The sequence below is a fragment of the Pseudomonas synxantha BG33R genome (assembly GCF_000263715.2).
Classification (GTDB): domain Bacteria; phylum Pseudomonadota; class Gammaproteobacteria; order Pseudomonadales; family Pseudomonadaceae; genus Aquipseudomonas; species Aquipseudomonas synxantha_A.
Genome location: NZ_CM001514.1, coordinates 3,700,529 through 3,714,042 on the forward strand (window position 1 = coordinate 3,700,529; position 13,514 = coordinate 3,714,042).

11 protein-coding genes are annotated in these 13,514 nt (G+C 59.5%); 1 reads left to right on the forward strand and 10 read right to left on the reverse strand.

The window, feature by feature from the left end:
- Positions 1-145: 145 nt before the first annotated feature.
- From PSEBG33_RS11385 to PSEBG33_RS11360, 6 genes are read right to left on the reverse strand one after another with little or no spacing between them, the layout of a single operon-like run.
- A complete protein-coding gene (locus PSEBG33_RS11385) occupies positions 146-1,888 on the reverse strand; it encodes an ABC transporter substrate-binding protein (protein ID WP_003192009.1) in 1,743 nt (580 codons plus the stop codon).
- A gap of 32 nt (positions 1,889-1,920) precedes the next feature.
- Positions 1,921-2,193, reverse strand: coding sequence for a DUF2160 domain-containing protein (locus PSEBG33_RS11380; RefSeq protein ID WP_005789020.1), 273 nt, complete (start codon positions 2,191-2,193; stop codon positions 1,921-1,923).
- Positions 2,194-2,204: 11 nt separating this feature from the next.
- Complete coding sequence (locus tag PSEBG33_RS11375; RefSeq protein WP_005789022.1) at positions 2,205-3,005, reverse strand: carbohydrate ABC transporter permease; 801 nt, start codon at positions 3,003-3,005, stop codon at positions 2,205-2,207.
- Positions 3,006-3,015: 10 nt separating this feature from the next.
- The gene (locus tag PSEBG33_RS11370) at positions 3,016-3,882 is read right to left on the reverse strand and encodes a carbohydrate ABC transporter permease (RefSeq protein ID WP_005789024.1); all 867 of its coding nucleotides are present in this window, start codon (positions 3,880-3,882) and stop codon (positions 3,016-3,018) included.
- Positions 3,879-4,976 carry an ABC transporter ATP-binding protein gene (locus tag PSEBG33_RS11365; RefSeq protein ID WP_005789026.1) on the reverse strand — a complete coding sequence of 366 codons (1,098 nt, stop codon included), beginning with the start codon at positions 4,974-4,976 and terminating at the stop codon, positions 3,879-3,881. The genes PSEBG33_RS11370 and PSEBG33_RS11365 overlap by 4 nt, the downstream gene beginning before the upstream one ends.
- On the reverse strand, positions 4,976-6,070 hold the full coding sequence (locus PSEBG33_RS11360) for an ABC transporter ATP-binding protein (protein WP_005789027.1): 1,095 nt from the start codon (positions 6,068-6,070) through the stop codon (positions 4,976-4,978). Before PSEBG33_RS11360 ends, PSEBG33_RS11365 begins: the two co-directional genes overlap by 1 nt.
- A gap of 377 nt (positions 6,071-6,447) precedes the next feature.
- On the opposite strand from PSEBG33_RS11360, the gene PSEBG33_RS11355 reads away from it, so the two are divergent.
- Entirely contained in the window at positions 6,448-8,262 is a 1,815-nt protein-coding gene (locus tag PSEBG33_RS11355) for a sigma-54-dependent Fis family transcriptional regulator (RefSeq protein WP_005789029.1), read from the forward strand.
- Position 8,263: 1 nt separating this feature from the next.
- Here the strand turns inward: PSEBG33_RS11355 and PSEBG33_RS11350 are convergent, their stop codons facing one another.
- The 4 genes from PSEBG33_RS11350 to PSEBG33_RS11335 form a co-directional block, all read right to left on the reverse strand.
- Complete coding sequence (locus PSEBG33_RS11350; protein ID WP_005789031.1) at positions 8,264-10,381, reverse strand: TonB-dependent receptor family protein; 2,118 nt, start codon at positions 10,379-10,381, stop codon at positions 8,264-8,266.
- Between the two features lie 135 nt (positions 10,382-10,516).
- Complete coding sequence (locus PSEBG33_RS11345) at positions 10,517-10,786, reverse strand: hypothetical protein (RefSeq protein ID WP_050989042.1); 270 nt, start codon at positions 10,784-10,786, stop codon at positions 10,517-10,519.
- A 132-nt stretch (positions 10,787-10,918) separates the two neighbouring features.
- Positions 10,919-11,659, reverse strand: coding sequence for a hypothetical protein (locus PSEBG33_RS11340; RefSeq protein ID WP_005789034.1), 741 nt, complete (start codon positions 11,657-11,659; stop codon positions 10,919-10,921).
- Between the two features lie 605 nt (positions 11,660-12,264).
- Positions 12,265-13,473 carry an MFS transporter gene (locus PSEBG33_RS11335; RefSeq protein ID WP_005789037.1) on the reverse strand — a complete coding sequence of 403 codons (1,209 nt, stop codon included), beginning with the start codon at positions 13,471-13,473 and terminating at the stop codon, positions 12,265-12,267.
- Positions 13,474-13,514: the final 41 nt, after the last annotated feature.

Below are 13,514 nucleotides of genomic sequence, written 5' to 3' on the forward strand. Positions count from 1 at the left end.
ATAACCTCCTGTATGAATGTTCAGCAGTTTAGTCGCAACCTGGCGGGCTGTCTCGAACCACCGGATGAAATGCAGGGCGTCGCACTTCAAGCTTCAAACAAAACGGCACGTAAACGTGCCGTTGCGTCGTACTCACTCAGCGCTGTTACTTGCGCGCCGCCTCCCACTGCTTGAGCAGATCGTTGTAGTTCACGGTTTCGCCCTTGGGCTTCTCGTTTGCCAGTTTCGGCTTCGGCGCGCCCGGCTGGTCGAACCAGTATTGCGCGTCACGCTCGGGGTTCATTTTCGGGCCGCACACCGGTTGCACCTTGGAGCGTTCCAGGCGCGTCATGATCGCGTCCTGCTCCTTGGCCAGATTGTCCAGCGCCTGTTGCGGGGTTTTCTCGCCGCTGGCGGCGGCGGCGATGTTGCTCCACCACAATTGCGCCAGGCGTGGGTAGTCCGGCACGTTGGTGCCGGTTGGCGACCACTCGGTGCGCGCCGGGCTGCGGTAGAACTCCACCAGGCCGCCGAGTTTGGGCGCCATGTCGGTCATGGCCTGGGAGTTGATATCCGACTCACGAATCGGCGTCAGACCGACGATGGTTTTCTTCAGCGACACGGTTTTCGAGGTCACGAACTGCGCGTACAGCCAGGCCGCGAGTTTCTGCTTCTCAGGCGTGGACTTGAGGAAGGTCCAGGAGCCTACGTCCTGATAGCCCTTCTTCATGCCTTTTTCCCAGTACGGCCCGACCGGCGACGGCGCCATGCGCCATTTCGGCGTACCGTCGGCATTCACCACCGGCAAGCCCGGCTTGACCATGTCGGCGGTAAACGCGGTGTACCAGAAGATCTGCTGGGCAATGTTGCCCTGGGACGGCACCGGGCCGGATTCGGAGAAGGTCATGCCCGCCGCTTCCGGCGGCGCGTAGGCTTTCATCCAATCCACATATTTTTGTGTGGCGAACACCGCCGCCGGGCCGTTGGTGTCGCCGCCGCGGGTCACGCTGGAACCCACCGGGTGGCAGTCCTCCACACGAATGCCCCACTCGTCCACCGGCAAGCCGTTGGGCAAGCCCTTGTCACCGCCGCCGGCCATGGAGAACCACGCATCGGTAAAGCGCCAGCCCAGGGACGGGTCTTTCTTGCCGTAGTCCATGTGCCCGTAGATGCGCTTGCCGTCGATTTCCTTGACGTCTTCGCTGAAGAATTTGGCGATGTCTTCATAGGCCGACCAGTTCACCGGTACGCCGAGGTCGTAGCCGTATTTTTCCTTGAACTTGGCTTTCAGCTCCGGGCGTTCGAACCAGTCGGCGCGGAACCAGTAGAGGTTGGCGAACTGCTGGTCGGGCAATTGGTAGATCTTGCCGTCCGGTGCGGTGGTGAAGGACAGGCCGATAAAGTCCTTGAGGTCCAGGGTTGGCGAGGTGAAGTCCTTGCCTTCGTTGGCCATCAGGTCGGTGATGGATTCAGTCTTGCCATAGCGAAAGTGCGTACCGATCAAGTCGGAATCGTTGACCCAGCCATCATAGATATTCTTGTCGGACTGCATCTGGGTTTGCAGCTTCTCCACCACGTCGCCTTCCTGCAGCAGGTCGTGGGTCAGCTTGATGCCGGTGATTTCACTGAACGCCTTGGCCAGTACCTTGGATTCGTACTCGTGGGTGGTGAGGGTTTCCGACACCACGTTGATCTTCATCCCACGGAAGGGCTCCGACGCCTTGATAAACCACTTCAACTCCTCAAGCTGTTGGGCTTCGGTGAGGGTCGAGGGTTTGAACTCGCTGCCGATCCATTTTTTCGCGGCATCTTCATACGCATCGGCCCAGGCCGAAGCGCTCAAACCGCTGAGGGCCAGTACGGCGGCCAATGAAATGCTATGTCGCAGCTTATTGTTTTTATTCAACATAGAGACCTCCTGGTTGTTTATTCATAAGGGCACTAGCCCCAACGCATCACACTCAACAGCCATACCAGGGAGAGCGCGGACGCCACCCAGATGCTCCAGTCGGTAACGCCGATCACCAGCAAATGCAGGTAGGCGCTGCCGAGAAGTCCGATAAACAAGCGATCACCACGAGTGGTACTGATCGGTAGAAAACCGCGCCGGGCGATGCTCGGCGAGCGCAGTTCCCAGGTGGTCATGCCCGCCAGGATCAGCGCGATGCCGCCAAAGAACAGCGCAGTGGGGGTGGTCCAGGCCATCCATTCCATCATCGATTCCTCTAGACCCGGCCCAGGGCGAAGCCCTTGGCCACGTGGTTGCGAACAAACCAGATCACCAGCATGCCCGGCAGGATCGTCAACACCCCCGCCGCTGCCAGCACGCCCCAGTCAATGCCCGAGGCCGAGACCGTACGGGTCATCACCGCCGCGATGGGCTTGGCGTTGACTGAGGTCAAGGTGCGCGCCAACAGCAGCTCGACCCAGGAAAACATAAAGCAGAAAAACGCCGTGACGCCGATGCCGGAGCCAATCAGCGGGATAAAAATCTTCACAAAGAACTTGGGAAAACTATAGCCATCGATGTAGGCGGTTTCGTCGATTTCCTTGGGTACGCCGGACATGAAGCCTTCAAGGATCCACACCGCCAACGGCACGTTGAACAGGCAGTGAGCCAGGGCCACGGCGATGTGCGTATCGAACAGGCCGATGGAGGAATACAGCTGGAAAAACGGCAGCAGAAACACCGCCGGCGGCGCCATGCGGTTGGTCAGCAGCCAGAAGAACAGGTGCTTGTCACCCAGGAAGCGGTAGCGCGAGAACGCATAGGCTGCCGGCAGCGCCACGCTCAGAGAGATCACCGTGTTCAGGCTCACGTAGTACAGCGAGTTGAGGTAGCCGGTGTACCAGCTTGGGTCGGTGAAGATCACCTTGTAGTTGGCCAGGGTGAACTCCTGGGGAAACAGGGTCAGGCCGCCGAGGATTTCGGTGTTGCTCTTGAACGACATGTTCAACAGCCAGTAGATCGGCACCAGCAGGAACAGGATATAAATCAGTAACGGAATAAGCTTGCGCTTGCTCATGTTGGCGGCCTCAGCGGTTGGCGTCGGAATGGGTCATGGCGGTGTAGAACAGCCAGGACACCAACAGGATGATCAGGAAGTACACCAGGGAAAACGCCGCCGCCGGGCCCAGGTCGAATTGGCCTACGGCCATCTGGGTGAGCGTCTGACTCAAGAAGGTGGTGGCGTTCCCCGGCCCGCCGCCAGTGAGGACGAAGGGCTCGGTGTAGATCATGAAACTGTCCATGAACCGCAGCATCACCGCGATCAGCAACACGCTTTTCATCTTCGGCAATTGAATATGCCGGAACACCGCCCAGGCCGAGGCCCGATCAATCCGTGCGGCCTGGTAGTACACATCGGGAATTGCGCGCAAGCCGGAGTAGCACAGCAGCGCCACCAATGAGGTCCAGTGCCATACGTCCATCACCAGCACGGTGACCCAGGCGTCCATGGTGTTAGCCGCATAGTTGTAGCTGATGCCCATGGCGTTGAGGGTCGAACCCAGCAGGCCGATGTCGGCACGGCCAAAGATCTGCCAGATGGTGCCGACCACGTTCCATGGAATCAGCAGCGGAATGGCGAGGATAATCAGCACCAGTGATGACCAGCGTCCTTTGGTCGGCATGGTCAAGGCGATGGCGATGCCCAGCGGGATTTCAATCAGCAGCACACAGGCCGAGTAGATGAACTGGCGCAGCAACGAGTCGTGCAGGCGCGGATCGAGCAGCACCTGCTTGTACCAGTCGGCCCCGACGAAGTAGCGGCTGGACTGGTCGAAAATATCCTGCACCGAGTAATTGACCACGGTCATCATCGGGATCACCGCACTGAACGCCACCAGCAGGAACACCGGCAACACCAGCCACCAGGCCTTGTTGTTCTGCACCTTGTTCATGGCGCCACCTCCAGCAGGTAATCGTCGGCGTAAAGCATCAGCCATTGCGCGGGGAAGCTGATGGACGCCCTGCCCTCCGGCACCGGTTTGTCTTCGGCCAGGCGCACTTTGAGCGTGGCGCCGTCGAGGTTGAGGGTCATGATCTTGTAGGTGCCCAAGTCCTCCACATGCGTGACGTCGGCTTGCAGGGCGTCAGGGTTGTGGTCGTCCCATACATGGATAAATTCCGGGCGGATGCCGACCTGGAGCTTTTTGTAGTCGGTAGCATTGATGCGTTGCTGCAACGCCTGCGACAGCGGCAGAAAGGTATTGGCAAACCCCACACCACCCGCCCTGGCCTGCACCTCGATCAGATTCATCCCTGGGCTGCCGATGAAATAGCCGACAAAGGTATGACTCGGCCGCTCGAACAATTCACGCGGGGTGCCGAACTGCACAATCTGCCCGCCGTGCATCACCGCGATCTTGTCGGCGAAAGTGGAGGCTTCCAGTTGGTCATGGGTGACGTAGACCATGGTGATATTGAACTGCTCATGGATCTGCTTGAGCTTGCGCCGCAGTTTCCATTTCAGATGCGGGTCGATCACCGTCAGCGGCTCGTCGAACAGGATCGCCGACACGTCATCACGCACCAGACCACGGCCCATGGAGACTTTCTGTTTTTCGTCGGCGGTGAGGTTGCGGGCCTTTTTGCTCAGCAGGGTTTGCAGGTCCAGCACTTCGGCAATTTCCTGCACCTTGCTGTGAATTTTCGCCTCGGCCATGCCCTGGTTTCGCAGCGGGAAGGCCAGGTTATCGAACACTGTCATGGTGTCGTACACCACCGGGAATTGGAACACCTGGGCAATGTTGCGTTTCTCCGGCGTGAGGTCGTTGACCACCTGGGTATCGAACAGCACCTGGCCCTCAGAGGGGCTGAGCAGGCCGGAGATGATATTGAGCAGCGTGGATTTGCCGCAGCCCGACGGCCCGAGCAACGCGTACGCACCGCCCTGCTCCCACACATGGTTCATTTCCCGAATGGCGTAGTCCTCAGGCCCTTTTGGCGTGGGGCTATAGCTATGGGCAAGGTTACGCAAATGGATCTCGGCCATCAGGCAACCCTCGCGACACGGCGCCCGGGGGCCTGGACCAAACGGCCCTGGCCATCGAACACAAACAGTTTATGGGTGGGGATATACACGCGGATCGGCGCGTCCACATCGTACTCATGCACCCCCGGCAGGTGCAGCACCAGCAGGAAGTGCTCGCTGCGCACATGCAGGAAGGTTTCCGAGCCGCTGATCTCGGCGACTTCCACGGTCACCGCCAGCTCCAGGTCATCGTCATTGCTCGGTACCAGGCTGATATGGCTGGGACGCACGCCGAAACGGAACTCGCCCTCGCCGATGGGGCGCAGGTCGACGTTGAGCGGGAAATGCACGAAATTGGCGAAGCTCACTTCGTTGCCGCTGATGCGCCCTGGCATCAGGTTGATCGGCGGTTCGGAGAACAGCTCGGCGGCCAGCACGGTTTGCGGCTGGTGATAGACCTCGGCGGCCTTGCCGCTCTGGATCACCCGGCCTTCGTGAAGAATGGTGGTGGTGCCACCCAGGGCCAGGGCCTCGTTGGGTTCGGTGGTGGCGTAAATGGCGATGGTGTGGCGCGCCTTGAACAGTTCGCGCATTTCCTGACGCAGCTCTTCGCGCAGTTTGTAGTCCAGGTTGACCAGGGGCTCATCGAACAGAATCAGTTCGGCGTCTTTGACCAGGGCGCGGGCCATGGCGGTGCGCTGCTGCTGGCCACCGGACAGTTCCAGCGGGTGGCGTTGCAGGAACTTCTCGATGCGCAGCATCCTGGCGGTTTCCAGCACCTTGCTCTGGATCAGCTCGTTGGACACACCGGCCTGGCGCAACGGCGAGGCGATGTTCTCGAATACGGTCATGGTGGGATAGTTGATGAACTGCTGGTAGACCATCGACACATTGCGCAGGCGTACCGGCTTTTGCGTAACGTCTACGCCGTTCATCAGGATGCGCCCGCTGCCGGGCTTGTCCAGACCGGCCATCAGGCGCATCAGACTGGTTTTGCCGGACAGGGTGCGACCGAGCAAGACGTTGAAAGAGCCGGCTTCAAAACGCAGGTTGGCGTCGTCGATCCAGGTTTGGCCGTCGACAACGCGGGAGACATGTTCCAGGGTCAATGACATGACACGACCTTTTTATTATTGGAATGAATCTGGCCAGGTGTCAGAGCGAGTTTCGTGCCAAAACTGCAAGCGCTTGATGCATAAGGAAATGGGTTAATCGGGATGTTCAGGAGTGAACAAAGTGGCTGAACAACTGAACACTTTCGGGGTTGACAATGAATAGTTCTGAACAACACTGTTCGAACCCGGTTCAAGCCTCACATAGGACAAATGTGGGAGGGGGCTTGCCCCCGATGGCGAAGTGTCAGCCAGCATTTCTGTCACTGATATACCGCTATCGGGAGCAAGTCGAATCGTCGCACCGCCCCTCCCACACTTGAACCCATTTCAATGGTTGAATGTGCACATCCAATAACAATAAAAATGAAGGTCGCACCATGGCCGAACCACTGGCACACGACACCCTTATCCAGGAATCCTGGCGACGTTGCCGCGCCTTCGGCCTGGACCACCAGAGCACGCCAAGCTTTGACCAACTGCCCGCCGAAGGCATCAGTCAACTCCTGGAAAGCCAGCATTCACTGGTGCAGACCACGCACCAGGAAGTACTGCCCTACTATGAAAACATCCTCAGCAACTCCAACTGCCTGATCATGCTGGCTGACAATCAGGGCCAGGTGCTGACGTCGTGGGGCACCCAGCGGTTTATCGAACCCAAGCTGGCCCGTGGCTTCAGCCCCGGCGCCAGCTGGATGGAACGTGCCAGCGGCACCAATGCCATCGGCACCGCGCTGGCCTGCGCCCAGGCCGTGCATATCGAGCACGATGAGCACTTCCTCAAGGCCAACCGTTTCATGACCGGTTCGGCGGCGCCTATCTTCGACGCCCAGCGCGAAATCATCGCGGTGCTGGATGTATCCAGCGACAGCTACCTGCCGCCCTCCCATACCCTGGGCATGGTCAAAATGATGAGTCAGACCGTGGAAAACCGGCTGATCCTCAACCTGTTCCGTGGCGAACATTTCCAACTGACCTTCAACACCGGCTTGAGCAACCTCGACAGCCAGTGGGCCGGCCTGCTGATCTTTGATGAAAGCGGCCAGGTACTATCAGCCAATCGGCGTGCGGATAACCTGCTGGGCATCAGCCTGTCGCGGGTGATGATCGACAGTCTGTTCAAGGTGTCTTTACTGGAGTTGCTCAACCAGCCCGAAGGGTTGCCCTTTGCGTTGCAGGCGGCTGGGCGCAACCGCTTCCAGTGCCTGTTGAAGCGCCCCAGGCAAATGCCGGTGCAGGCCCGGGTGTTCAGCCAACCGCCGCCAGCGCCGACCTCGATCAACCTCAAGACCCTGCATTTTGGCGATGTGCGCATGGAGAAAGCGGTGCGCCAGGCCGAACGTCTGCTGGAAAAGGACATTCCATTGCTGATTCACGGCGAGACCGGGGTGGGCAAAGAGGTGTTCGTCAAAGCCCTGCATCAGGCCAGCTCGCGCAGCCGACAGGCATTGATCGCTGTGAACTGTGCGGCGATTCCGGCTGAGCTGGTGGAATCGGAACTGTTCGGCTACGAAAAAGGCGCCTTCACCGGCGCCAATCAGAAAGGCAGCATTGGCCTGATTCGCAAGGCGGACAAGGGCACGCTGTTTCTCGACGAGATCGGTGATATGCCGTTGCCGACCCAGGCCCGCCTGTTGCGGGTGTTGCAGGAGCGCTGTGTGCAACCGGTGGGCAGCAGTGAGGTGTTCCCGGTGGATTTGCGCATCATCTCGGCGACCAACCGCGCACTGCGCGAGTTGGTGCAGGCCGGGCGCTTTCGCGAGGATTTGTACTACCGCATCGGCGGCCTGACGCTGGAGTTGCCGCCATTGCGCGAGCGCACCGACAAGCAAGCGTTGTTCCAGCAACTGTGGCAGCAACATCGCGAGCCGAACCAGTGGGCCGGGCTGAGTGCCGAGGTGCTGGGGTTATTCGAGCAACATCCGTGGCCGGGCAACTTGCGTCAGGTGAGCAGCGTGTTGCAGGTGGCGCTGGCGATGGCCGAGGAGCAGCCGATCCGCGCAGAACATCTGCCCGATGATTTTTTTACCGATTTGAAGCAAACGGCGCCGCTGCCCACCTGCGAGCGCCTGGATGAAAACCTTGACCTCAACCAACGCCTGCAAGCCGTGGGCGGCAATATTTCCCACCTTGCGCGGGAGTTGGGAGTGAGCCGCAACACCCTGTACAAGCGCCTGCGCCAACACGAAGGTTGATTTAACGCCAGCTCCACGACACGCCGGTGTAGATACCACGCCCATCGGCAGGGGTAGAACGTGCTGCGTCCACGCCTTTGTCGTCGTACCCCGGCGTAACGGTATTGGCATAGCGACGGTTGGTCAGGTTGCGCAGATCGACCCAGGCTTGCCAGTCTTGCTTGGGCGCGTCATAGCCGAACGTGGCGCCGAGGGTGGTGTAGGCCGCGGCGTAGTAGGAATTGGCGTAGTCCACCGCTACCCGCGAGGCATGTTCGGTGTTGAGGCTGGTGTAGAAACCCGTCGGGTGGCTGTAGCGCACCTGCGCCTGATAGTAATGCTTGGGGATGCCGGGCAAAGTGTTGTCGCCGAAACGGTCATCGTCACGGTAGTGGAAATCGCTGAAGATATAGGCCTGGCGCAGGTCGAGCTTGCCGTTGCGGCCGCCGTCCCATAGCGGGCTGAGCAGGCTCAGTTCCACGCCCTGGTGCACGGTGGGGCTGGCGTTGGATTCGGCGATGATCGCGCTGCTGTTGGCAGTCTGGGCCTGGGTTTCCACGGAAAGCAGTTCGTGGCGTACTTCAGAGCGGTAGAGGGCCAGGTCCCACTGGCCGAGCCACGCTTCGCCGCGCCCGCCGATTTCCAGGGTGGTGGCGGTCTGATTGCGTAACTTCACACCTTCGCGCTGTAGCCCCGTGGCCGCGCCGTTGCCCGGACCGAAGTATTTGTTGGAACCCCAGATCATCGACCAGGCGTGCGGCGGCTCTACCGAGCGGCTCAGGTTGGCGTATACCTGCAATTGCGGGGTGAAGTCGTAACGCAGGCCGATGCGCGGTGCGTAGTCCCAGTCATGTTGACTGAGCGGCGCCTGGCCATCGGGGTAAGTCACCTGGGTTTCGCGGCGGGTGTAGATCGCGGCAAGGCCGGTGGTGAGCCACAGATCCTCCAGCAGTTCCAGCTCATTGCCTACATGCAGCACGGTGTCGGAGCCCAGGTAGCTGTAGTCGCGGGTTTTGGTCCCGGGCGCGTAGATTGCGGTGTTGCCTGCGGGGATGCGTACATATTCCGACGCGCCATTATTGGGCATCGCCTGGGTGGTACGCAGGCCGACGGTGGTTTTGCTGGCATGGCCGAACAGGCTGTCCTGACGGATGTAGTTCAGGGTGCCGCTGATATCGGTGTAGGCGACCTTGAGGCGGTTGGTGCCCTCGCGCAGATCCATCGGGTAGTCGTGATAGGCCAGCCCGACTTCCACTCGGGCGTTGTCGTCCAGTTGCAAGGTGGTCTTGTTGGCGATCCAGGTAGAGCCCGGTTGCAGGCGTTTTGAATCGCGGGCGGCGTTGAGGCTGTTGGCGGCACGCGGGTCATGGCTGATCTGGTAGCGCGTGAGCTTGCCGGGGGAATCGTTGGTGGTTTCGCGGTAGCGCAGGTAGAAGCGCGTTTCCAGATCCGGGTTGAAGCGGTAGCCAAAGTTGGCGGCGATGCCCTTGCCGGTTCCGGCGCTCTGGTGCTGGTAGCCGTCGGACTCGGAATCGGTGAGGCTGATGTAGTAATCGGCATCCCCCAGCACCTGGCCGGAACTGATCTCACGCTGAGCATAGCCGCGGCTACCGACCTCATAGCGCACTTGCAGCTTGGGCGCGTCGTAGCCGGTGTGGGTCACGTAATTGACCGAACCACCCAGGGCCAACGCGCCCTGATCGAAGCCATTGGCGCCCCGCAGCACTTCCACGCGGCTTTGCCACAACGGGTCCTTGAGCTCATAAGGTGTACCGCCCGGGCCCGTGAGCGGCAGACCGTCGAACATTTCATACAGGCCGGACGCGTGGGCACCCGGGCTGCGATTCAGGCCAGAACCGCGAATGGACAGCTTCACGCCTTCGTTATTCGCCGCCTTGGCGTACACCCCGGCCTGGTACTTGAACACATCTTCGTTACTGCTCACCCGCCCCTGTTGCACGCTGCTCATATCGATGTAATTGCTGCCGCCGGGCACGCGTTGTAGCTGTGCCTGGGCGATTTCGCCGGCACTGGCTTCAGTGGTGGTGACTTCGACTGGCGCCAGTTGCAGGCCTTCGGCCTGTACCAGCGAGCTGAGAGTCAGGGCGGCAAAAAGAAAGGGCGGGTGGCGCAGCAGCATTGGGGCGGGTCCTTGGAATTACGGAACGTGGCAGGCCAGGCCCACCACGCGAACAGTGATGGGAAGGCAGGCACGCCCGTCAGGTCACGCCTTATTGACGAACCATGGCACCGGCAAAACAGTACCGGGCAGGTTTCAGCCGTCCGGCTCCGCCAATTCCCGCATCAGATCATCCGCATCGGAACCCGGCGCAAAGCGGAAACCGTACATTTCATCGGTAGCCAGAATCTCGCCCAGGGCATCCAGTAACTGGGCTTGCGAGGGTGAGTTGCGCAGCAGCGTGTGCGCCGGCAACAGCAACTCGGCAGAGACGCCTTGAGCAGTCGCGGCGTCGATCACCGCGAACAGGATAAACCGCAAACGTATTTCGCGATCCGTGGGCCAAACCGTTTTTCGTTTACCCAAGGGAGGGCCTCGTGTTTAAGAAAAATCCGAGGCTATTGCTCGCAGGCAAGGGTTTCAAGCAGCGAGAGGCAAGATAGGCACCTTCCTACAGCAGAAAGGGAAACACCCCACTGATTGTTCGATGGATGCGTCTCACTGCACCGGCAGGAAGTTCATCAGCAATAAACTTTGCGCGTAATTGAGGCCAATGCGTCGGTAACGCTCATCAAGGATTTGGGTAAGCAAGTCCAGGCGCGCAACGATCTTGCCAAACTCAACGGCAAAACTGAGGTTACTGCCCTCCTCCGATATTTCATTGGAGAACAACAGCAATACACCGTTGGCATCCTGGCGCTGGCTGAGAAGCCAGGTGGCCTTTTCGATATTGCGCGCCGCATTGCTGACAAACTGGGGGTTAATCGAGTCGGTCACATAAAACTGCGTACGCCCGCCGTGGGCGGTCACGAGCATGCTGCCAATCGCATAGATGAACGCGCCGACGCGGTCGCCGCGAAAGTCGGGGCTCAGGGAGTAGCTCAGGGCGGCCAGATCACGCCGGTCTCCCAGTGCGGGCAAGGGTTGACGGTTTTCGATGGCCTGGCGAATGACCCGAGCGGCGCTCACCGCATCCGGATAGCCCGACTGACGCCACTGGCTGGGGTTGCGCAGGTAAAGCTTGCTCATCAACAGGTAGAGGCTTTGCAGGTTGTCGCGCATCCCCAGGGTGGCCATGCGATCGACACTGGTCTGGAAGAACTCATCGGGCTTGCCATCGCTGAATTGCCTGGCGATATCGCGGCCCTGCTGCTGACTACAACCCACTGCGCAGAGCGCGAGCAGCGCAGCCAGCAACAGCGGCCATAGAGAGGTAAAAACAGTTGACGTTCGATCCATCGGCACCGGGTCTGATTCTGTGGGCCACGTGCGGGAGTCGAGTGGCCGGGACAGGGGTAGATCAGCAAAATGGAAAAAAGTGCAGCGGTGCGGGTCAGATAAGCATAGGACTACAGGCGCTGATCTGACCCGGCACTTGATGGCCGGATGCGCTAAAGCACTATCGTGGCAAGCATCCCCAAGGCGCCCAGGCAAAACCCGACCAACGCGCCGCGCCCAGGCGCTTCATGAAACAGCGACCAAACCACCATAGGCTCAAGCAGCAACAAGGACGTGACCGAAACCACGGTGACAATCCAGATATCACCCACCGCCCTGTGACGCTGGCAAACAAAAGTTGCGTCAGCGGCAACTACAATCCCCCAGGCGCAGGTGGATACCAACAACCAGCACCAACAGAACGTGAACAAGGCTGCGGATGCGATCAATGCGATTGGCGGCCTGTTCAAATAACCCGAGACAAAGCCCCGGATTTACGGGGCTTTTGGCGCCTTGCTGCAAAGGTCTGCCGCACGCACACGGCCCATGCTAACTAAGCGCCGTGTCCAGAAATATCATCACCGCAAGGCCCAATATCAACCAGCGTACGAGCGGCATTCATATCATCACTGGAAGTTCAACTCTGTGCAAACCACAGGCGTAGTGCGAAGTGTACGCAGCCCCAAAAGCACAACCACAACCATGAGCAAGCCCGCGACAATCGCCACACCAAATCCTGCCTGTGCGCCATAGATGTCAATTACCAACCCCGCCAACACGCCACCGAGCGCGACACCGATACTGATGCCTGTAGTCATCCATGTAAGCCCCTCAGTGATCCGGGATGGTGGAACAATGATCGTACCAAGATTCATGACAACTACCATTGTTGGCGCGAAGGACATTCCGGCCACAAACAGCATTGCACTAAGGATGTAGACGTTCGGTGAAAGAATAGGCAACACGGAAGTGACCGCCGTTATCAACACTCCGATGAAAAATTGCTTTTCAATCGGCAAAGAGATTCTCAGTGCACCGAATGTGAGGCCCGCGATCATTGAACCAAGCGCATAGGCCGCCAGGATGAAGCTGGCGGAGGCAGGCCAGCCCTGCGCGTTGGCGAAGGCAACAACCGCCACGTCGACCGATCCGCCGATTACACCCATTGCCAAAAGTGCCAGCACAATGGTGCGGACGCCGGGGATAAGCAGAGTCGAGCTTGCGTTACGCCTGATGCCCACGACTACTTTCGGTTCAGTCTGGCGCTGCATGAGAAAAGCGGTAACGCCGACGATCAGCAACAGCACCGCGACAAGCGGTCCGGCTTCGGCAAAAAAACTCACGCTCAAACCAATGGCAAGGGGCGGGCCGACGATAAAGGCAAGTTCGGTCAGAACCGTGTCTAGAGAGAAGGCCGTATGTAACTGCGGCTTGCCACGGAAAAGCTGTGTCCAGCGGGCTCTGATCATCGCAGGCATGCTCGGCATCGTGCCTGCCAACGCTGCCAGAACGAATAGCAGTGAGGCTGGGGCACTCATGTAGACGGCGAGTATCAACGCCAATAACATACCAATACTGAAAGCCGTCACGTAGGGTAGAACCCGACGTTGGCCGCGCTGATCCACAAGTTTCGAGATTTGCGGACCAATCAGGGCATTCGCCAGAGTGAACGTACCGGCCACCGAACCCGCCAGCCAGTAAAGCCCTGTCTGCTGCACCAGCATGGTAATGATGCCGATGCCGATCATTGCCTGCGGCAGGCGGGCAATGGAGCTCGCTACGACTAATCCCATGACGCCCGGGGTAGTCAAAAGTTCGCGATAGGGATTCGCCATGATTGCTCCTTTTCATAAGGTAATGCTGATGAACGCCCCGC